Raw genomic sequence first — 19,714 nt, 5'->3', positions numbered from 1 at the left:
GTGCTCACCCCACTCGCCGACTGCGGTACACGCCACCGCCGGGGCCCGAAGCACGTTCGGCCGATCACGAACGACCTACCGAGCCCGGCACCGCTGCCCACCCGGGCAACAGACGCACCAGCGCCATGCAACAGACCCGGCCCCCGACCCGCCGGACCGGCCGCGGTCAGCCGACCCAGTGGATGTGGGCGGTCGGGGCGAAACCGGTTGCGACGGTGAGAGTTCCGGACTGGTCGCGGCGGCACGAAGCGATGGCCAGGTGGCACGGGCGAGGGAGGTCGGGCGGGAGTTTCACGCCGCCGTCGATCTGGTAGCGGGTGTTGGTGACCTTCCAGCTGCGGGCCTGGGAGTCCTTGGGGTCGATGGGCGGGGCGTCGGGGCGGGCTACGACCATGACTTCGGTGATGCCGGTGGGCCAGTCGAAGGTGAGCAGGCCGGCGCTGACCGCGAGAGTGCGGACGGCCGGCATGCCGCTGGGGGCCGCGTCGGCTGCGGGCTGGGCGACGTCCCGGCCGGGGTAGGAGTGGGGCGCGGAGGTGGGGTCGGTGGCCGCTCCGGTTGAAGTACCGGCACCGGCGGCCGGGCGCGAGGTTTCGGGGGTGTTGCCCGCGTGGCCATGGCGGTAGCCGGCGGCAGCCTCGTCGGGGCGCGTGCCGCCGGTGGTTGTCGCGGACCCGAAACCCGTTGGGGTGCGGCCGGGGTGGACGTAGCCGGTGGGTGAGCTGGGGGCCGCGTCGGCTGTGGGCTGGGCAGCGTCCCGGCCGGGATAGGAGTGGGGCGCGGAGGTGGGGCTGGTGGCCGCTCCGGTTGAAGTACCGGCACCGGCGGCCGGGCTCGAGGTTTCGGGGGTGTTGCCCGCGTGGCCACGGCGGTAGCCGGCGGCAGCCTCGTCGGGGCGCGTGCCGCCGGTGGTGGTCGCGGACCCGAAACCCGTTGGGGTACGGCCGGGGTGGACGTAGCCGGTGGGTGAGCTGGTTGCCGGAGCCCCAGTGGGTGAGCCGGTCGCCGAAGCGCCGGTCGGTGAGCCGGTCGCCGGAACGCCGGTCGGTGAGCCGGTCGCCGGAACGCCGGTCGGTGAGCCGGTCGCCGGAACGCCGGTCGGTGAGCCGGTCACCGGAACGCCGGTCGGTGAGCTGGTTGCCGGAGCGCCGGTGCGCGTGGGTGCGGAGCGGTCGGGGTGGGCTTGGCCGGGTTGGGGGGTGGGGGCGTCGGAGCGGCTTGTTTCGGAGGCTTGGCCGGAGACGGAGGCTACGACGCCGTAGACGGGGAGGGGGCCGGTGGTGGCGCCGCCGTCTTCGAGGGCGGTGCCTCGGGTGCGGCCGACGACGCGCCAGGAGCCGTCGGGCTGGAGGCGGGTGACGCGGTATTCGGCTTGTTCGGTCGGGGACGGGGTCCAGCTGATGACGACGGTGCCGTCGGGTTTGCGGGCTGCGGTTACCCGGCCGGGTGGGCTGACCGCGACGGTGGCGAGGGCGGCGGTGGTGCCGGGGTGGTCGGCGCAGATGTCGAGGACGGCGAGCAGGGCGCGCATGCGGACGGCCGGTGGGGCGGGTGGAGCGGCCGCGAATTGGCGGTCGGCTTCGGTAAGGGCGGTGCGGGCCTGGGCCAGGAGAGCTTCGAGGGTCGGGCCGTGGGGAGCCGGGTTGGGGACGTCGGAGGCGGTGCGCTGCAAGTGTTCCAGGGCGGATATCGCTTCGGTGAAGCGGCGGGCGGCGCAGGCGGACATGGCGGTGCGCCAGTGCAGGGCGGCCTCTTTGAGCACTTGATCGACCTGGTCGGAGACCGAGCGGACCGAAGTGAGACCGGCGCTGTCGCCGTACAGGTTTCGCTGAGCGCGGTCCACGTGCTGCGCCGCCTCGTTGGGGCGGCCACGCCGCAACGCAGCACGCGCCGCCTTCAGCGGCTCCTCCCATTCGCGGGACGAACCACCCGACCAAGAACCGCCATGGCTCGCGCCGCCACCGGAAGAGCCAGTGCCCCAACTTGATCCACCCGCACCGCCGCCACCGGACGCCCCGCTGTACGAAGTGCTTCCACTCCAGCCCGATCCGCCGGTTTGGCCAGACGCGCCGGTATGGCCAGATCCGCCGGTATGGCCAGATGCACCGGTATGGCCAGATCCGCCGGTATGGCCAGATCCGCCGGTATGGCCAGATGCACCGTGCGAAGTGCTTCCGCCCCATTGCGATCCACTGGAAGTTCCGGCGGGAGAACCGCTGCCGGTATGGGTAGCGCCGTGGCCGGATGTGGACCCGCTCCATGAACCGCCTTGCGGCACAGCCGAACCACCCGGTCCGGACGAGCCACCCGGTCCGGACGACCTACCCTGCCCGGACGAGCCACCGCGTGCTGAACCGCCGCGACCCGGATGGCGGGTTCCGCCGGTCGCGCGGACGGGTGTGGCGGGTCCGGCTTTGTGCTCGTGGCCTTCGACGGTGGTACCGAGTTCGTTGGCGAGGAAGAAGATGATCTCCTCGGCGGTGGCGCGGTCGAGGCCGGCGGCGATGCCTTCGCCGATGAGGAAGTCGAAATCCGGTGCCACCAGCCGGTCTTCGACGAGGACGGCGGCGCGGAGCTGGGGGCGGAGGAGGTCGGTGGCGTCGTCGATGACGGCCTGGCGGTAGTCGTCCACCGTCGCGCCACCGGATTCGAGGAGGTCGCTGATGTGGACGAGGAGTTCGTCCAGGACCACGCGGATGCGGCCGGGCGGGAGTTCGCGGGTGCGGGCGCGCAGGGCGTCGGCGCGCAGGCGGATCTCGCCCGTCTGGTGGGCTTTGGTGTAGTCGAGGCCGAGCAGGACCAGGAGGGTGGGGACGGGATCGCCGGGCAGGAGGCGTTCGTATTCGGCGAGCAGTTTGCGGATCTGCTGGCGGCGTTGCGGACTCACGCCTTCGGGGGCGGGCGCGGGGTCGGCGGCGGCCGGTTCGTCCAGGATGCGGTGGCGGCGCACGCGGGCGGCGATATCGGCGGGGGTGAGACCGCTCATCTTGCCGATGTCCTCGAGCCCGGGAAGCTTGCTCGACGGCACCCCGCCGTAGCGCGCGACCAGGCGTTCGATGGCGGTGTCCAGCATTTCGAACCGTTCGCCGTCGCGGCGTTCGCGCAACCGCCCCACGCGTTCGGCTTCGATCCGCCGTGAAGCGGCTTGCAGCAGTGGCGAACTCAGCTCGTCGTGTTCGTCGACGAGCAGCCCGACCAGCACCCGGTATTTGGGATGGTCACGCTGCTTCTGCCAGAACGCCCACACCTCGTCCACGCGCGCCCGCACCTCGGCATCGCTGACCTGCCCCGCGGCTTCGAGCGGAATGTCGTACAGCTCGAACGCATCCGAATGCTCGATACCCCCGCGCTTCTCGACGGCGGCCAGCACCCGTTTGCGATAGTCGTTGGGATCGAAGGCGTGCATGGGTGCTCGCTCAGGCGGACCGGCGCCGGGTGCGCTGCAACTGGTCCAGCTCACGCGCCACATCGGCTTGCGAGAGCGTGGCCCCGGTCTGCACCGACAGCGTCAGCGGGATATCGGCGTCCACGTGGTAGGCGGTCACGTGCAGCACCCCGTCGAATCCCATCTCGAAGGTCACCCGCACTTCACTGCCCGCCGCGTACCCGGGCGGAATATCCCGGATCTTCCCTTCCACCAGGACTTTCGTATCCTCGGGCCGGGTCGAGGCGGCCTGCCCCTGCTGTTCGACGATGGTCAGCTCGATCTGATCCTGATCGGCGCGCACCGTCCCGTAGGACCGCCGCACCTTGATCGGCAGCGTCTGATTGCGATGCACCAGCCAGCTCGCCGCGAGCCCGTTGTACGGATCGAGAGCCAGCACCCCGAACCCGCGCGACACCACGGTGTCCACCTGGATCTCGAGCATGCGCCGCACCAGGCTCACCGGCTGCCCGAACGAGGAGGCGACGCGCGCGAGGGACTGTTCCAGTTCGCGCGGATCGGCGTCCTTCAGCTCGGCCCCGTCGCGCAGGCGGCCCCGGGTCACCAAGTCGGCGACCACCAGCCGTTCCATCTCCAGCTTCTCGCCGTAGAGCGCCGTCCCGCGCGCCACCGACAGGTCCGGGTCGCGCAGTTCACCGGTGAGCCCGAGTTCGCGATGCAGTTCCCGCGCCACCATCGGCATCCGCGAGGACCCGCCGACCAGCAGCACCCGATCCACCTGATGCACCCCGCGCTCACCGGCCGCCGCCAGGCACGCCTTGGTCAGGTCGAGGGTGCGGCGCATGAGCGAGGCGGTCATGGCCTCGAGTTCGGCACGGGTCAGCGTGATGACCGCGCGCGCACCGTCGTGCGCGACAACCACTTCGGTGCTCTCGGCATCGCTGAGTTCACGTTTGGCGCGTTCGGCCGCCAGTACCAGCATCTGCGATCCGGCGGAGTCGTCGAGCGGGTCCTCGGCGTCGGGGTTGGCCGCGCAGAACTGCTGCGAGAGATGCAGCGCGATGCGCTCGTCCCAGTCCGCGCCGCCGAGCTGATGGTCGCCTTCGACCGCGAGCACCGCGATGCGCCGGTCGGACAGTTCGATGACGGTGGCGTCGAAGGTGCCGCCGCCGAGGTCGTAGACGAGCACGGTTTCCCGCGCCCCGCCCTTGCCGATCTCGATGCTGCCGTCGAGCCGCCCGAACCCGTAGGACAGCGCCGCCGCGATGGGCTCGGACAGTACGCCCGCCACATCGAACCCGGCGTAGGTGCCGGCCTGGATGGTGGCCCGGCGTTCCTCGTCACCGAAATACGCGGGCACGGTGATGACGACCCGCCGCACGGTGCCGCCGCCGCCGAATTCGGCGTCCGCGGCCAGGCTCTTGAGGATCAGCGACGAGACGGCGGGCGCGGACCAGCGCTGCCCGTGCGCGCCGAAGCGCCATTCCGCATCGCCCATCCGGCGTTTGACCAGGGCGCATACGTGTTCGGGGTCCAGGCGGGCCTGCCGGCGCGCACCCTCGCCGACCACGTGATCGTCGGCGGAGGCGAACAGCACCACCGACGGAACCGTCGGTTCGCCGTTCATTCCGACCAATACTTCCGGGCGGCCGTCCGCGTCGATCCGCGCGATAGCCGAATTCGTTGTGCCCAGGTCGATTCCGAAGACCCCCATGGCGGCGATCGTAGCAGCCGGAACCGACACCCGGGACTATGGTTCGGAGCATGACCGAACCAGCCGCGGCCACCGGGAATTTCGACCGTACCGACGATCCCGGCGGCGATGGCGGCAGCCCGCCCGGCCCCGCTCTCCCGGCCCCCGCGACCGACCTCGCGACGGACCGCATCACCGAGCGCATCGAGGATCTGGCCCGGGTGATCGCCCGGCAGGCCGCCACCATCGAGCGCCTGGCCGACGATGCCAAGGCGCGCGACCGCCGGGAGCGCGCGGGCGCGGACGTGCCCCTGGTGGTGGAGCTGTTCGCCCTCTTCGACGATGCCCGCACGCTGGCCGCGACCGCCGGATCCGATACCGAGCGCGCGGCTTTCGAGACCTTCGCGAACCGCCTGGAGCGACTGCTCACCGGCCGTGGCGGTCAGATGGTGGAGCCCGAGCCCGGCGCGCCGTTCGACGCGCTGACCATGGAAGCCGCCGATGTCCGGCCGACCGGCGACCCGGACGCGGACCGCACCGTGCACAGCGTCGTCCAGCCGGGCCTCACCGTCGCCGGGCGTTCGGTGCGTCCCGCCAAGGTGGTCGTGCACCGGCATCGGCCCGTCCCGAAATCGGACGAATAAGAACAAACGCTTGTCCACTTAAGCATTAATGCTTAATCTCGGCCCATGACGTATTCCTCCGCGACCGCGGTCGTGACGGGCGCGGCGTCGGGCATGGGCCGGGCCCTGGTGACCCGGCTGCTCGCCCAGGGCGCCCGGGTCTACGCGGTCGACCGCGACGCCGCGGGCCTGGACGCGCTCGAACCCTTCGGCACCGGCCGCCTCACCACCATCACCGCGGATGTCTCGCAGCGCGCCGCCGTCGCGGAGTTCATCGATCGCGCCGCCGCCGAATCCGGCCGCCTGGACTATCTGTTCAACAATGCGGGCATCGTGGTCGGCGGCGACTTCGCGGAAATGACCGAGGACGCCTGGGAGAAGATCGTGGGCGTCAATTTCTGGGGCGTCGTACACGGCACCCAGCTCGGCTACGCCCGCATGCGCAAGCTCGGCGGCGGGCACATCGTGAACACCGCCAGCAGCGCCGGGGTCATGCCCGTCGCGCGGTCGGCCGCGTACGCCGCGACCAAACACGCGGTGGTCGGCTTGAGCACCTCGCTGCGCGTGGAGGCGGCCGAGTTCGGGATCCGGGTGAGCGTGGTACTCCCCGGTGTGGTCGATACCGGAATCTTCGACAGCGCGGTCAATCTGCGCGGTTACGACTATCGCGCCTCGATCGACAAGCTGCCGTTCGCGAAGGTGCGGCCCATCGACGCCGCCGACGCCATCCTGCACGGCGTTTCGAAGAACAAGCAGTTCATCACCTTTCCGGCCTACAACCGGATCATCATCGGACTCAATCGGATGCTGCCGAACGTGATGGCTCCGATCATCAATCGTGGAGGACGCAAATGAGTCAGCAGATTCGCACCATCGATGTCGGCGAACCGATGACGCGTTTCGCGCGCGGCTGGCACTGTCTCGGGCTGGCGGAATCGTTCCGGGACGGGGAGCCGCATTCCATCCAGGCGTTCGGCACCAAGCTGGTGATCTGGTCCGACAGCGCGGGGAAACTGCATGCGCTGGACGGGTATTGCCGGCACATGGGCGCGGACCTGTCCTACGGCACGGTCAAGGACGACAATATCGCCTGCCCGTTCCACGATTGGCGCTGGCGCGGGGACGGCAAATGCGCGGGCATCCCCTACGCGAAACGCGTTCCGCCGCTGGCGCGCACCCGCTCGTGGATCACCTGCGAGGAGAACGGGCAGTTCTTCGTGTGGAACGATCCGGAGGGCAATCCGCCGCCGCCGGAGGTCGCGATCCCGCACATCGAGGGCATCGAGACCGACGAGTGGAGCGACTGGAACTGGAACTCGCTGCTCATCGAGGGCGCGCACTGCCGCGAGATCATCGACAACAACGTCGATATGGCGCACTTCTTCTACATTCACTTCGCGTACCCGGTGTACTTCAAGAATGTCTTCGAAGGGCATGTGGCGACCCAGTTCCTGCATTCCAAGGGCCGGCCGGACGTGCACACCAAGTCCAACTACTCGACCGAGATGCAGCTGTTGCGTTCGGAGGCTTCGTATTTCGGGCCGTCGTACATGATCAACTACCTGCACAACGACTTCGGCGAGCACACGGTGGAGGTGGCGCTGATCAACTGCCACTATCCGGTCACGCACAACTCGTTCATGCTGCAGTGGGGCGTGAGCGTGCAGCGCATCCCCGGGCTGCCGCCGGAGAAGTCGGGCAAGCTGGCGGCGGCGTTCGGCAAGAGCTTCGGGGTCGGGTTCCTGCAGGACGTCGAGATCTGGAAGCACAAGACGCGCATCGACAATCCGCTGCTCACCCAGGAGGACGGGCCGGTGTATCAGCACCGCCGCTGGTACGAGCAGTTCTATGTGGACGTCGCCGATATCACCCCGGATATGACGCAGCGCTTCGAATTCGAGGTGGACACCACGCACGCCAATGAGAACTGGCAGGCGGAGGTGGCGGCCAACCTCGAAAAGCAGGCGGCGGCACGGGAATCCGAGGCGTCCTAGGCGGACGCCGGGCGCGGTGGGTCAGGCGGCGCGGCGTGGAATCTCCGCGCCGACGGTGGCCCACCGCCCGGATAGCGCGCGCCAGGCGACGGCGACGAGGCGCAGCAGCATGAAACAGACCAGGCCCGTCCAGATTCCGGCGATGCCCCAGTCGTAGGCCAGCGACAGCCAGATCAGCGGCAGGAAGCCGAGCAGGGCCGATCCCAGGGTGGCGTTGCGCAGGAACGCGGCGTCGCCCGCGCCGAGCAGCACCCCGTCGAGGGCGAAGACCACACCCGCCACGGGGATGATGGCCACGAAGAACCACCACGCCACATGTGTCCGGTCCAGCACCGCCGGGTCATCGGTGAACAGGCGCGGGACGACCTCGTGTCCGGCAGCGAAGATCAGCGCCAGCGCGAGGGCGAATACGGTGGACCACAGCGTGATCCGGCGCGCCAGGCCCTGTGCGCCCCGGGCGTTCCCGGCGCCGAGCGCCGCACCCACCAGGGTCTGGGCGGCGATCGCGAGCGAATCCAGCGTCAGCGCCAGGAAGTTCCACAGCTGCAATACCAGCTGATGCGCCGCCACCGAGGCCGCGCCGAACCGGGAGGCCACCGCCGCGGCGGAGACGAAACAGGCTTGGAAGGCCAGGCTGCGCAGAATCAGATCCCGGCCCAGCACCAGCTGCGCCTTCATGATCTCGACATGCGGCGCCAGCGGCACCCGGGCTCGCACCAGCGCGCTCAGGAACAGTGCCCCGGTCAGTGACTGCCCCACCAGGTTCGCGATGGCCGACCCTTCGAGTTCCAGCCGCGGCGCACCCAGCAGACCGTGCACCAGCAACGGGCACAGCAGCGCCGAAACCAGCAGTCCCGCAACCACATACACCAGTGGCCGTCGAGTCTGCTGCACCCCGCGCATCCATCCGTTCCCCGCCATGGACAGCAGAATCAACGGCACCCCGAACACGGCGATCCGCAACCACGGCTCGGCCGCCCCCGCGATATCCGCCCCGCCGGAAATCGCCCGCACGATGGGCCCGGCCAGCGCCTGCACCCCCGCGACGATCACCAGCCCGAAGCCCACCGCGATCCAGCTGGCCTGCACCCCTTCCCCGACCGCCCCGCGCTCGTCCCCCGCCCCGTGCCGCCGCGCGGCCCGCGCCGTCGTCCCATAACTCAGGAACGTCAACTGCGTACTCACCTGCGCCAGAATCAATCCGCCCACCGCGAGCCCCGCCAGCGCCAGCGCCCCCAGCCGCCCGACCACGGCCATATCGAACAGCAGATAGATCGGCTCCGCGACCAGCACCCCCAACGTCGGCACCGCGATCCCCAGAATTCGCCGCGGCCCCGCCTGCACCGCGTCCCGCTCCGCCACCCCGCCGGCGACCCCCGCCCCCTCCGGCACCCCGCCCACGTCACCGCTCATCCGCCCACCATCGCACACCCCGCAGACGATTCCGCCCAGTCCGTACGACCCGCGCGTCCGACGGCCAGCCGGCCGGCGCACCGGCACGACCGACCGCGGCTGGTGATTGCCGCCTTCGAAGCCGGATTGATCACTCCCGCGACATGATTCAGGGTCGGCGGCGCGGACAATTCAGGTCAGTCGGTACGCAAAAGCCCCCGGCATGCCCAATGGCCGCGGTCGACCGCCGGGCGTGCATCTCACAGAACGCCCGTCCGCGCGCTGTCGTGACCATCGCCCGTCGCCGCGCATCGGACAATCGATTCCGACCAGTCGCATTGAGCAGCAGGGCCCGGCGAACGGCACATCCCCAGCTCGGCGGCATTCTCGAGCGATCCAGCAATCACGGTGGCGATAGCGCGGACTCGGGTGCCGACCGGGCTCTATGGTTCATTCATGACCGATTCTCCAGCCACCGATCAACGCGCCGAGCCCGCGCCCGCCGACCCCGCGATGCTCGGCGCGGCAGTGGACCGGATGAGTGAGCGCATCGACGATCTCACGCGCTTGCTATCCCGTCAGGCCGCAACCGTCGAGCGCCTCGCCGAGGCCTACCTGAACAGGACCGAGGGCGGTGTGCCGGGCGAAAACGCCGGGCCCGCAACACCTGTCGAAGTGAATCCGGGGACCGTCGCGGCGGTCCGGAGCGTGCCGGAGCCGAGTACGTCGGAGTCCGGGAGCCCGCGGGGAGCCGCGGGTGCGGCCGCCGAGCTCGCCGCCGCGCCGTCCGGCGAAACGGATGAACCGCTCATTCGGGATCTTTTCGCCTTGCACGCGCTGGCGCAGACCTTCGTCACCACCACCGAATCCGATGCCGACCGACCGGGATTCGAGGCAATCACCCGGCGGGTGGAGCGCATGCTGACCGATCGTGGCGGACAGCTGGTCACGCCGTTCCGGGGTGCGCCGTTCGATCCGGAGACCATGCAGGCCGTCGAGCTCTCCGATACCGATGATCCGGAAGCCGACCGGACCGTCGGTTCGGTGATTCAGCCCGGCCTCACCGTGGGAACGTTGTCGCTGCGGCCCGCGAAGGTCGTCATTCGCCGCTACCGCAGGCCGATGACCCGATACTCGGCATAGCGGATCAGGGGCGCGCGAGTTCCGCGGTGAGGGCGGCGATGAGCTGCTCGGGCGTGCCGGCGGTGGAATACCCTGCGGCATAACGGTGTCCGCCGCCGCCCAGCGCCATGGCCACCCGCGCCACGTCCACCCCGAGCGTGCCGTCGGCATTGTCGTGGGAGCGCAGCGAGACCGTCCACTGTCCGGCCTGGTGCCGGGATTCCTTGAACACGGCGGCGACCTGCGCCTCGGCCGTGGTCCGGATCAGGTCGATCACGCTCTCGACCTCTTCCGAACGCACCCGCGCGAGATCCTCCTGCCGCACGAAGACATGGACCAGCCCGGCCCGCCCGGCCGCGTCCCGATCCAGCCGCGCCGAGCCCAGCACCCGCGAGAGCATCGGCAACCAGGCGAACGGATGGGTGTCCATGAGCGTGCGCGTGATTGCGGCCCCGTCGATCCCGGTGGCCAGCAGCCGTTCGGCCAGCGCGTGCGATCCGGGCCGCGCCCATTTGAACGAACCGGTATCGGTCACCAGCCCGGCGTAAAGACAGTGCGCCACACCGCGATCCAGCGGTTCACCCCAGGCGTCCAGCACCCGGGCCATCAATCCCGCCGTGGAGTCGGCGGTCTCGTCGACCACGTTCACCGCTCCGAACCGGGTATTGGATCGATGATGGTCGAGCACCAGACTGATACGCGCACCGGACAATCGATCCCGCAGCGCCCCGAGCCGCCCGGCGCTGCCGCAGTCCACCGCCACCAGCACATCGACCTCGGCGGGCACCCGATCGGCGGAAACCAGAAAACCGGTCCCCGGCAGCGAGCGCATGGAGACCGGTAGTTCGGCGGGTTCGGCGAAGGACACCACCACGGGCACCCCGCGCCGATCCAGCACCTGAGCCAAGGCCAGCCCGCTGCCGAGGGTGTCGGCGTCGGGCTGGACGTGGCAGAGAATCGTCACCGACCGGGCGCTGTCGAGAATCTCGACCGCCGGGGTGAGGTCGACCTGAGTCCCGGCAGGCAGCACCGAGCCTCCTTCGTGCTCGGGGTCCGCCCGCCGGTGCTCGGTGGTCACTATGCGTCAGTTTTCGTCGTCTTCGTCTTCGTCCGACTTGTATGGGTCGGCGTCGCCGGCGTAATTGGCGCCGACGGCCACCTGCGCCACCCGGGCGTCGGAGGCGCGGGCCTTGGCCAGCAGATCCTCCATTTCCCGCGCGGCGTTCGGAACAGTGTCGAGCACGAACGACAGGGTCGGGGTGAATTTCACGCCCGTGCCCGCGCCGACTTTGGAACGCAGGATGCCGGTGGCCTTCTTCAGACCGGCCGCGGCCTCCGCGTAGTCGGGTTCGGCGTCGATGGTTTCACCCATGACCGTGTAGTAGACGGTCGCCTCTCGCAGGTCGCCGGTCACCTTGGAATCGGTGACGGTGACGAACCGTAGTCGCGGATCCTTGATCTCGTACTCGATCGCGGTAGCCACGATCGAGGAGATCCGCTTGGCGAGTCGGCGTGCTCGGGCTTGGTCGACCATTGCCCAGCCCTCCTCTCAGTTAGTCTTCCGGTCCGAAGACGCGGCGGCGCACCGCCAGCAACTGTAACTCCGGACGCGCTGCGACGTGCCGTTCGCAACGGTCCAGCACTTCGGTCAAATGCGCCATTCCGGCACTGACCATGGCTACACCCAGCAACGTACGCCGATAACGATCCTGTTCCCCGGCTTCCGCGGCGCTCACTCCGTAGCGCTGCAATTCGGCGAGGACGGGTCGGATGACGGAACGCTTCTCCTTCAGCGAATGCACATCGCCGAGCAGTATGTCGAACTCCAGCGCTCCGACAAACATCTTTTCGCTCATATGAACGCGCCCCGGGAAATGCGCGTCTGTTACCCGGAAGGGATTGGGATACACGACCTTTGCCGGGTCCGAGTCACCCCGGACCCGGCAGGTCGTGCACTTACGGGACTACTAGTCGCGCGGCTTCTCGCGCAGCTCGTAGGCCTCGATGATGTCGCCTTCCTTGATGTCGTTGAAGGTGACGGTCATACCGCACTCGTACCCTTCACGCACCTCGGTGGCGTCGTCCTTCTCACGCCGCAGCGACGCGATGGTCATGGTCTCGGCGATCACGACATTGTCGCGGATCAGGCGCGCCTTGGCGTTGCGCTTGACCGAGCCCGAGAGCACCCAGCAACCGGCGATATTGCCGAACTTCGAGGAGCGGAAGATCTGGCGGATTTCCGCCCGACCCAGTTCGTGCTCTTCGTAGATGGGCTTGAGCAGACCCTTGAGGGCCTTCTCGATCTCGTCGATGGCCTGGTAGATGACCGAGTAGTACCGGATGTCGACGCCCTCGCGGTTGGCCAGCTCGGTGGCCTTGCCCTCCGCACGGACGTTGAAGCCGATGATGATCGCGTTCGAGGCCGACGCCAGGTTGACGTTGGTCTCGGTGACGCCACCGACGCCGCGGTCGATGACGCGCAGGCGCACCTCGTCGCCGACATCGATACCGAGCAGCGCCTCTTCGAGGGCCTCGACGGTACCGGAGTTGTCGCCCTTGAGGATCAGGTTCAGCTCCGAAGTCTCCTTCAGAGCGGCATCCAGATCTTCCAGGGAGATCCGCTTGCGGCTGCGCGCGGCCAGGGCGTTGCGCTTGCGAGCGTTGCGGCGATCGGCGATCTGACGCGCGATCCGGTCTTCCTCGACCACGAGCAGGTTGTCGCCTGCACCGGGGACGGAGGTGAAACCGATGACCTGGACGGGCCGCGACGGCAGCGCCGCCACGACGTCGTCGCCGTGCTCGTCGACCATGCGGCGGACGCGGCCGTAGGCGTCACCCGCCACGATCGAGTCGCCGACCCGCAGGGTGCCGCGCTGGATGAGCACGGTCGCCACGGGACCACGGCCACGGTCGAGGTGGGCTTCGATGGCCACACCCTGCGCGTCCATATCCGGGTTCGCCCGCAGATCCAGCGAGGCGTCGGCGGTCAGGACGACCGCCTCGAGCAGCGATTCGATATTCGTGCCCTGCTTCGCGGAGATGTCGACGAACATGGTGTCGCCACCGTATTCCTCGGCCACCAGACCGTATTCGGTCAGCTGCTGGCGAATCTTCTGCGGATTCGCGCCTTCCTTGTCGATCTTGTTGACCGCCACCACGATCGGCACGTCCGCGGCCTGCGCGTGGTTGATGGCCTCCACCGTCTGCGGCATGACGCCGTCGTCGGCCGCGACCACGAGGATCGCGATATCGGTGGCCTTCGCACCACGGGCACGCATGGCGGTGAACGCCTCGTGACCCGGGGTATCGATGAAGGTGATGAGCCGGTCTTCACCGTTGACCTCGGCCAGCACCTGGTAGGCGCCGATGTGCTGGGTGATGCCGCCGGCCTCGCCCTCACGGACATTGGCCTTACGGATGGTGTCCAGCAGTCGGGTCTTACCGTGGTCGACGTGACCCATGACGGTCACGACCGGCGGGCGGACCTGCAGGTCTTCCTCGTCGCCGTCGTCCTCGCCGTAGGTGAGGTCGAAGTTGGCGAGCAGCTCGCGGTCCTCGTCCTCCGGGGAGACCACGTGCACGACGTAGTTCATCTCCGAACCCAGCAGCTCGAGGGTCTCCTCGTTCACCGACTGGGTGGCGGTGACCATCTCACCGAGGTTGAACAGCGCCTGCACCAGCGAGGCCGGGTTGGCGCCGATCTTCTCGGCGAAGTCGGACAGCGAGGCGCCACGGGCGAGGCGAACGACCTCGCCGTTACCGCGCGGCAGGCGGATGCCACCGGCGATCGGAGCCTGCTGGTTCTCGTACTCGGCGCGCTTCGCCCGCTTCGACTTGCGTCCCTTGCGAGGAGCGCCACCCGGACGTCCGAAGGCACCCGCGGCACCGCCGCGACCGCCACCCGAACCCGGGCGACCGCCACCGCCGCCACCGGGACGACCACGGAAACCACCGGGTGCACCGGCACCCGCACCCGCGCCGCCACCGGCACCGGGAGCGCCACCGGGAGCACCGCCACCGCGGTAACCGCCGCCGCCGCCACCGGGACGACCGCCGCCACCGGGACCACCCGGGCCACCCGGACGCGCGGGACGACCCGCACCACCCGGACCGGCCGGACGCTGCGCACGAGCGGGCATGGCACCCGGGTTCGGACGCGGCGGCATGGAGCCGGGGCTGGGACGCGGACCACCGGGACGGGGACCGCCCTGACCGGCAGCGGCCGGACGCGGACCACCCTGACCCGGGCCGGGACGGGGACCGCCCTGGCCGGGGGCCGGACGCGGACCACGCTGGTCGCCACCCGGACGGGGACCGCCCTGCGGTCCCGGACGCGGACCACCCTGGCCGGCACCCGGACGCGGACCGCCCTGCTGCTGACCCGGACGGGGAGCCGGACGCGGAGCGGGACGCTCAGGGGCCGACGAGAAGGGATTGTTGCCGACACGCGGAGGCTTCGGACCCGGCTTCGGGCCACCCGGACGCGGACCGCCCTGAGCGGGCGCGCCGCCCTGGGCCGGAGCGCCGGACTGCGGCTGCGCCGGACGCGGAGCCGGAGCGCCCGGACGCGGAGCATCCTGACGCGGGGCCTGCGGAGCCGGAGCGGACGAGGCCGCCGGAGCGGAAGCCGCTGCGGGAGCGGCGGTTTCGCGGGCAGCGGGCTTGGGCGCGGGGCCCGGGCGAGCTGCGGACGCGGGGCTTGCGGGGGCTTCGGCGCGGGCGGCCGGAGCCACCTGCGGGGCCGGGGCCGGAGCCGCGGCGGCCGGAGCCTGGGTCGCGGGGGCCGGGGCCGGAGCCGCCGGACGCGGACCCGGACGCGGACCGGCACCCGGGGTGGCCGGCTTGGCGGCCGGACGGGGGGTGCTGTCACCGCTGGACTTGGGGGCCGCCGGCTTGGCGGCACCGGACGGGGCGCTCTTGGGTGCGAGCGACTCCCGCAGACGACGCGCGACGGGTGCTTCCACCGTCGAGCTCGCCGACTTCACGAACTCGCCCTGCTCCTTGAGCCGCGCGAGTAGTTCTTTGCTCGTGACACCGAGTTCTTTTGCCAACTCGTGCACGCGGGCCTTGCCTGCCACTGCTCTCCTCACTCAGAGGTCGAGCGTGGCAGCCCCTGAGGAAGGGTTACCCGCACGACCTCGACTAATTCCGATGGCCGATCATCGCTTGGACTTCACGGTTTGCTCATGAGTGCTCGTGCCTGTTCTCTACGTAATGCTCCAGGGCTGAGATATCCAGATGTCCGGACACTCGTAGTGCTCTGCCGAATACTCGGCGCCGAACTGCTTGGCTCAGACAAGACGAAGTGGGGTGCAACCAGGCACCCCTTCCGGGAAGTCTGTGCCGCGGATCCGGAACGATCGCAATGCTCTGCCCTTCGGCTTCACCTTGCGCCACGACCCGCATCAGATCGGCGGTCAGCTCGCGTTTCCGACATCCTATGCAGGTCCGGACGGGTGCTGATCTTGTTTGCACCCGCTCGGCGCGCAGAGAATCTGGAGACTCGCGCTGAGCCTGCGTCCACTCTACCGCTCCCACGTCCCGATCTCCGCATCCGTACCCATTGGAAGTTACCAAGCTGTCATCCGAAGGGTCTGTTTCACAAATTTCGGGACCGACCGGGGCGGACCTTTTCAGCAAGATCAGCCCCGAGCCGGTGGATCAGCTCCGATGCGCTTCGGTGCGTACGGAACCGGCCACATCGGGGGCCGCATCACTGCGAATGTCGATCCGCCAGCCCGTGAGCCGGGCCGCCAGCCGGGCGTTCTGCCCTTCCTTGCCGATCGCCAGCGAGAGCTGGAAGTCCGGCACCACGACGCGCGCGGCGCGCGCCTCGGGGTCGACGATCGTGACGGATACAACTTTCGACGGGGACAGCGCATTCCCGACGAAGGCGGCCGGATCCTCGGCGTAATCGATGATGTCGATCTTCTCGCCGGCCAGTTCGCTCATCACATTGCGCACGCGCTGGCCCATCGGGCCGATGCAGGCGCCCTTGGCGTTCACGCCCGGCACCGTGGACCGCACCGCGATCTTGGACCGATGCCCGGCCTCGCGCGCCACCGCCACGATCTCCACCGAACCGTCGGCGATCTCGGGGACTTCGAGGGCGAACAGGCGGCGCACCAGGTTCGGGTGGGTGCGCGACAGGGTGATCTGCGGACCGCGCGGGCCCCGGCTGACGCCGACCACATAACACTTGATGCGATCGCCGTGCTCGTAGGTCTCACCCGGCACCTGCTCGGCGGGCGGGATGACGCCTTCGGCCCCATGGGCTTCCGAGCCGATGCGCACCACGACCGTGCCGCGGGCGTTCATGCGGGCGTCGCGTTGCACGACGCCGCCGACGATATCGCCCTCGTGCGTGGAGAATTCGCCGAAGCTCTTCTCGTTCTCGGCGTCGCGCAGGCGCTGCAGCACCACCTGGCGGGCGGTGGTGGCGGCGATACGGCCGAAACCCTCAGGCGTGTCGTCCCATTCGGAGATGACATTGCCGTCGGCGTCGACCTCGCGGGCCATCACCCGGACGGTGCCGGTCTTCTGGTTGATATCGATGCGCGCGTTGGGCTGATGCCCCTCGGTGTGCCGGTACGCGGTGAGCAAGGCGGACTCGATCGCGGAGATCACGGTCTCCATCGAGATCCCCTTGTCGGCGACGATCGCGCGCAGGGCTTCGATTTCGATGTTCATTCCACGATCCCTTCGGTCGGTGAATCGGACGCTGCGTCAACTTCTTCTGCTCCGGGAACCTCCTGAGCGCCCGGCTGGGGGCGGCCCGGCGCCACTCCCCCCGCCAGTTCCAGTTCGGCGGCGCCGGGCGGATTGAACTCCACCTGCACCACCGCGGACTGGATGTCGGCCAGCGGCACCGTCACCCGGTGTGGCTTCCGCTTGCCGCCGAGGACCAGCGCCACCTCCGCCTCGGAGAGGACGCCCACCCGGGCCTCGAACGCGGGTTTGCCCTTCTCCTCCGGTGATTCGGCGCCGGGGCGTAGGACGATCTTCACCTTGCGGCCCTGGGCGCGTAGCCAGTGCCGGGGCAGGGTGAGGGGGCGATCGATGCCGGGGGTGGTGACCTCCAGGAGGTAGGGGGTCTCACCGAAATCACCGGCCTCGTCGAGGGCTTCGGAGATATCCGAACTCAGATCCGCGACGGCGTCCAAACTCGCGGTGCCGTCACTGTCCACCGTCACCTTCACCTTGGCATGCTCGGTACCGGCAGCCGAAATCGCGACGCCTTCGAGGTCGAATCCTCGGCGTTCGACGAGCTCAGCAACTAGCTGGCTCACCCTTTCCTCGGTCGGCATCGGCATGTGGGGCGGCTCCTGGTTCAGTTGTGACGGGTTGAGTTGTCGGTATCGATCCTGGTCGGGCACGGTCGGCGGGCCGGGACGCACCCGTTGCCGGGCACGGTCGGCGAAATACCGGTCCGAAGGTCTAGCGTAACGCGCTGAAAGAGTGTAAAGGACCAGCCAACCTGCTCGAGTTCCGCATGGTCGGCTCGGCGGCCCCGGCGGCGTGTCCAGCGGCGACGCGCCCAGGGCGCGGGGCATCGACCGAGATCACAGCCTATCCGACGGCCCTGACGCGGCGAACCGGTCGCGACGGCTGGCACGATGTAGCCGTGTCCAGCGTGCAGAGCGGCCAGCGTGCCGGTGTCGGGGTCCCCGGGGACCGAACAGGGGTGGGCGGGACGCTCACCGTGGCGGGCGCCGCGTGGCGGGCCGACGGGCGAGCGCATGGCGGCGGCCGGGCGACCGGACGTGCGTATGGCGCCGCCGGCTCGGGTCACGCGGTCGATCGCCGGGGCATGTTCCGGCTGGCCGGCGGGGGCGTGCTCGCCGTCGCCGCGGCCGGCGCTCTGAGCGCCTGCACCGAGGATCACACGCCTGACACCCCGGATCCCCTTCTCGCGCAAGAGGAGTCGGCGCGCTACGACGCGGCCGCCGCGACGGCCGCCATCGCCACCACCCCCGATCGCGCGGGCGCGCTGCAGACCATCGCCACCCAGCGCACCGCGCACGCCGACGCGCTGCGCACCGAAATCGACCGCGCCATCGGCGTTTACGGTGACGGCACCACCCCCAGCTACCGTGTCGCGCCGGTCACCCCCGTCATCACCGCCCCGCCCTCGGTCGCCGATCTGCGCACACGCCTCACCACCGCCCAGCGCTCCGCCACCGACCTGGCCGTCCAGCTCTCCGGTTACCGCGCCGGCCTGCTCGGTTCGATCAGTGCCGCCTGCGCCACCCACGCGGGGGTCCTGCTCGCATGACCGATACCGATCAGCAGGCGCTCACCGACGCGTTGAGCGCCGAATACGCCGCGGTCTACGCCTACGGCGTCATCGCCGCCTACGCCAACCACGACCGCGACCGCCTGGTAGCCGAATACACCGCGGCCCACCGCGCCCGCCGCGACGCCACCATCGACGCCCTGAAGAACCTCGGCGCCCCCATCCCCGCCCCCGACGCCGCCTACACCACCCCCTTCGCCGTCGACGACCCCATCCCCGCCGCCAAACTCGCGGTCACCGTCGAATCCGACACCGCCGTAGCCTGGCACTCCCTCGCCGAACGCGCCGACTCCCCCGCCCTCCGCCGCACCGCCGTCGAAGCCCTCACCGAATGCGCCCTGCGCCTGGCCACTTGGCAATCCATCCTCGGCACCAACCCCGCCACCATCGCTTTCCCTGGAAAGGCCTGACCGGTCGGGATCCCATCCGCCGGATCCCAGGTGACGAATCCCCCTCCCAAGACATTCCGTCCACTCCGAGGGGGATTCGATGACGAGCGGCGAACGACAGGCCGATGCAGCGCTCGGCCTGGGTAGCATGACCGATATGCCGACCCCACCTGTCGAGCGTCCCGACCTTCCAGAGCACATGACCTGGGAGCAACTCGAGCAACTGCCGGAGGAGATCGCCGGGGAGATCGAGCTGTGGGAGGGGCGGGTGGTGTGGGTACGACGCGGTCCGGCGGAACACCAGGACTATTCGAACCTGCTGTGGTCCGCATTGCGTCGTTGCGCGCGACAGGAGATGTCCGGCCATCCTGAGCGTTGCTGGCGGGTATCCACCGAGACCAATATCTTCTTCGGCACGACCGGCAAGTCCGACTTCGTGACCCCCGACTTTCTCGTATTCCGCTGCCTGGAGCACGAGTACGCAGATGTTCGGACCGCCGACGTCATCCTGGCGGGCGAGGTGCTGTCGCCCTCGAACACCGAGCGCGACGTAGAGGCGAAGAAGGCTCGCTACGCTGCTGCCGGTATCCCTTGGTACTGGGAGGTCGCCCTCGGCCGCAATCCACGACGGATCGCGAACATCCGTGCCTACGCCCTCGAGGTCGGCCACGGCCGACTCCCCGAAGGCGTTGCGCCATTGCGCCCCGCGAACTACATCATCGCGGGCGAATGGCAGCATGCCATTGCCGAAGGCATCAGCATCGACCACCCATTCCCCATCCGCATCCCGTGGACCGAGCTGGAATTCTGAGGCGGTCTG

General features: G+C 69.5%; 17 protein-coding genes. 7 read left to right on the top strand and 10 right to left on the bottom strand.

Annotated features, from left to right (window positions below):
- Positions 1 to 166: 166 nt before the first annotated feature.
- Together LTV02_RS02175 and LTV02_RS02170 are read right to left on the bottom strand one after the other, a co-directional pair.
- The gene (locus LTV02_RS02175) at positions 167 to 3,406 is read right to left on the bottom strand and encodes a hypothetical protein (RefSeq protein ID WP_233037639.1); all 3,240 of its coding nucleotides are present in this window, start codon (positions 3,404 to 3,406) and stop codon (positions 167 to 169) included.
- A gap of 10 nt (positions 3,407 to 3,416) precedes the next feature.
- Positions 3,417 to 5,099: an Hsp70 family protein gene (locus LTV02_RS02170; protein WP_233037637.1), complete on the bottom strand. Its 1,683-nt coding sequence runs from the start codon at positions 5,097 to 5,099 to the stop codon at positions 3,417 to 3,419.
- A 50-nt stretch (positions 5,100 to 5,149) separates the two neighbouring features.
- On the opposite strand from LTV02_RS02170, the gene grpE reads away from it, so the two are divergent.
- Genes grpE through LTV02_RS02155 form a run of 3 tightly spaced genes read left to right on the top strand, consistent with a single transcriptional unit; the run spans position 5,150 to position 7,695 of the window.
- Complete coding sequence (gene grpE / locus LTV02_RS02165; RefSeq protein ID WP_233037635.1) at positions 5,150 to 5,722, top strand: nucleotide exchange factor GrpE; 573 nt, start codon at positions 5,150 to 5,152, stop codon at positions 5,720 to 5,722.
- Between the two features lie 45 nt (positions 5,723 to 5,767).
- A complete protein-coding gene (locus LTV02_RS02160) occupies positions 5,768 to 6,556 on the top strand; it encodes an SDR family NAD(P)-dependent oxidoreductase (RefSeq protein ID WP_067706304.1) in 789 nt (262 codons plus the stop codon).
- Complete coding sequence (locus tag LTV02_RS02155) at positions 6,553 to 7,695, top strand: Rieske 2Fe-2S domain-containing protein (RefSeq protein ID WP_067706301.1); 1,143 nt, start codon at positions 6,553 to 6,555, stop codon at positions 7,693 to 7,695. Before LTV02_RS02160 ends, LTV02_RS02155 begins: the two co-directional genes overlap by 4 nt.
- A gap of 21 nt (positions 7,696 to 7,716) precedes the next feature.
- Here LTV02_RS02155 and LTV02_RS02150 read toward each other — a convergent pair whose 3' ends face one another.
- Positions 7,717 to 9,108 carry an MATE family efflux transporter gene (locus tag LTV02_RS02150; protein WP_233037626.1) on the bottom strand — a complete coding sequence of 464 codons (1,392 nt, stop codon included), beginning with the start codon at positions 9,106 to 9,108 and terminating at the stop codon, positions 7,717 to 7,719.
- Between the two features lie 435 nt (positions 9,109 to 9,543).
- Between LTV02_RS02150 and LTV02_RS02145 the strand changes: the two genes are divergently transcribed.
- The gene (locus LTV02_RS02145; protein ID WP_233037624.1) at positions 9,544 to 10,230 is read left to right on the top strand and encodes a nucleotide exchange factor GrpE; all 687 of its coding nucleotides are present in this window, start codon (positions 9,544 to 9,546) and stop codon (positions 10,228 to 10,230) included.
- A 4-nt stretch (positions 10,231 to 10,234) separates the two neighbouring features.
- On the opposite strand, the gene LTV02_RS02140 is transcribed toward LTV02_RS02145, so the two are convergent.
- From LTV02_RS02140 to rimP, 7 genes are all read right to left on the bottom strand, one after another.
- Positions 10,235 to 11,239, bottom strand: a complete 1,005-nt coding sequence (locus LTV02_RS02140) for a DHH family phosphoesterase (RefSeq protein ID WP_233041446.1) — start codon at positions 11,237 to 11,239, stop codon at positions 10,235 to 10,237.
- Positions 11,240 to 11,293: 54 nt separating this feature from the next.
- Positions 11,294 to 11,743, bottom strand: coding sequence for a 30S ribosome-binding factor RbfA (gene rbfA / locus LTV02_RS02135; RefSeq protein ID WP_067706288.1), 450 nt, complete (start codon positions 11,741 to 11,743; stop codon positions 11,294 to 11,296).
- Positions 11,744 to 11,762: 19 nt separating this feature from the next.
- Complete coding sequence (locus LTV02_RS02130) at positions 11,763 to 12,053, bottom strand: DUF503 domain-containing protein (protein WP_067706285.1); 291 nt, start codon at positions 12,051 to 12,053, stop codon at positions 11,763 to 11,765.
- Between the two features lie 123 nt (positions 12,054 to 12,176).
- Positions 12,177 to 15,287, bottom strand: coding sequence for a translation initiation factor IF-2 (infB, locus tag LTV02_RS02125; RefSeq protein WP_233037622.1), 3,111 nt, complete (start codon positions 15,285 to 15,287; stop codon positions 12,177 to 12,179).
- Between the two features lie 106 nt (positions 15,288 to 15,393).
- The gene (locus LTV02_RS02120; RefSeq protein WP_408639326.1) at positions 15,394 to 15,747 is read right to left on the bottom strand and encodes a YlxR family protein; all 354 of its coding nucleotides are present in this window, start codon (positions 15,745 to 15,747) and stop codon (positions 15,394 to 15,396) included.
- 123 nt (positions 15,748 to 15,870) lie between these two features.
- Positions 15,871 to 16,899, bottom strand: a complete 1,029-nt coding sequence (gene nusA / locus LTV02_RS02115; RefSeq protein WP_233037614.1) for a transcription termination factor NusA — start codon at positions 16,897 to 16,899, stop codon at positions 15,871 to 15,873.
- Positions 16,896 to 17,522, bottom strand: a complete 627-nt coding sequence (gene rimP, locus LTV02_RS02110; protein ID WP_233037612.1) for a ribosome maturation factor RimP — start codon at positions 17,520 to 17,522, stop codon at positions 16,896 to 16,898. Before rimP ends, nusA begins: the two co-directional genes overlap by 4 nt.
- Positions 17,523 to 17,833: 311 nt before the next feature.
- Here rimP and LTV02_RS02105 point away from each other — a divergent pair, with 311 nt between their 5' ends.
- The 3 genes from LTV02_RS02105 to LTV02_RS02095 all read left to right on the top strand — a co-directional run bounded on the left by LTV02_RS02105 (position 17,834) and on the right by LTV02_RS02095 (position 19,705).
- Positions 17,834 to 18,484, top strand: a complete 651-nt coding sequence (locus LTV02_RS02105) for a hypothetical protein (protein WP_233037610.1) — start codon at positions 17,834 to 17,836, stop codon at positions 18,482 to 18,484.
- The gene (locus LTV02_RS02100; RefSeq protein WP_233037608.1) at positions 18,481 to 18,915 is read left to right on the top strand and encodes a ferritin-like domain-containing protein; all 435 of its coding nucleotides are present in this window, start codon (positions 18,481 to 18,483) and stop codon (positions 18,913 to 18,915) included. The genes LTV02_RS02105 and LTV02_RS02100 overlap by 4 nt, the downstream gene beginning before the upstream one ends.
- 136 nt (positions 18,916 to 19,051) lie before the next feature.
- Positions 19,052 to 19,705: a Uma2 family endonuclease gene (locus tag LTV02_RS02095; RefSeq protein WP_408639384.1), complete on the top strand. Its 654-nt coding sequence runs from the start codon at positions 19,052 to 19,054 to the stop codon at positions 19,703 to 19,705.
- Positions 19,706 to 19,714 lie beyond the last annotated feature (9 nt).

Origin of the sequence: Nocardia yamanashiensis, assembly GCF_021183565.1 — a bacterium.
In the GTDB taxonomy this organism is placed as follows: domain Bacteria; phylum Actinomycetota; class Actinomycetes; order Mycobacteriales; family Mycobacteriaceae; genus Nocardia; species Nocardia yamanashiensis.
This window is presented reverse-complemented; position numbering and strand designations above follow the sequence as displayed.

What these genes read in the sequence shown, in the direction of transcription:
- LTV02_RS02175 (WP_233037639.1), bottom strand. Translation starts at nt 3,406, where the DNA reads ATGCACGCCTTCGATCCCAACGACTATCGCAAACGGGTGCTGGCCGCC.
- LTV02_RS02170 (WP_233037637.1), bottom strand. Translation starts at nt 5,099, where the DNA reads ATGGGGGTCTTCGGAATCGACCTGGGCACAACGAATTCGGCTATCGCG.
- grpE (WP_233037635.1), top strand. Translation starts at nt 5,150, where the DNA reads ATGACCGAACCAGCCGCGGCCACCGGGAATTTCGACCGTACCGACGAT.
- LTV02_RS02160 (WP_067706304.1), top strand. Translation starts at nt 5,768, where the DNA reads ATGACGTATTCCTCCGCGACCGCGGTCGTGACGGGCGCGGCGTCGGGC.
- LTV02_RS02155 (WP_067706301.1), top strand. Translation starts at nt 6,553, where the DNA reads ATGAGTCAGCAGATTCGCACCATCGATGTCGGCGAACCGATGACGCGT.
- LTV02_RS02150 (WP_233037626.1), bottom strand. Translation starts at nt 9,108, where the DNA reads ATGAGCGGTGACGTGGGCGGGGTGCCGGAGGGGGCGGGGGTCGCCGGC.
- LTV02_RS02145 (WP_233037624.1), top strand. Translation starts at nt 9,544, where the DNA reads ATGACCGATTCTCCAGCCACCGATCAACGCGCCGAGCCCGCGCCCGCC.
- rbfA (WP_067706288.1), bottom strand. Translation starts at nt 11,743, where the DNA reads ATGGTCGACCAAGCCCGAGCACGCCGACTCGCCAAGCGGATCTCCTCG.
- LTV02_RS02130 (WP_067706285.1), bottom strand. Translation starts at nt 12,053, where the DNA reads ATGTTTGTCGGAGCGCTGGAGTTCGACATACTGCTCGGCGATGTGCAT.
- nusA (WP_233037614.1), bottom strand. Translation starts at nt 16,899, where the DNA reads ATGAACATCGAAATCGAAGCCCTGCGCGCGATCGTCGCCGACAAGGGG.
- rimP (WP_233037612.1), bottom strand. Translation starts at nt 17,522, where the DNA reads ATGCCGATGCCGACCGAGGAAAGGGTGAGCCAGCTAGTTGCTGAGCTC.
- LTV02_RS02100 (WP_233037608.1), top strand. Translation starts at nt 18,481, where the DNA reads ATGACCGATACCGATCAGCAGGCGCTCACCGACGCGTTGAGCGCCGAA.
- LTV02_RS02095 (WP_408639384.1), top strand. Translation starts at nt 19,052, where the DNA reads ATGCCGACCCCACCTGTCGAGCGTCCCGACCTTCCAGAGCACATGACC.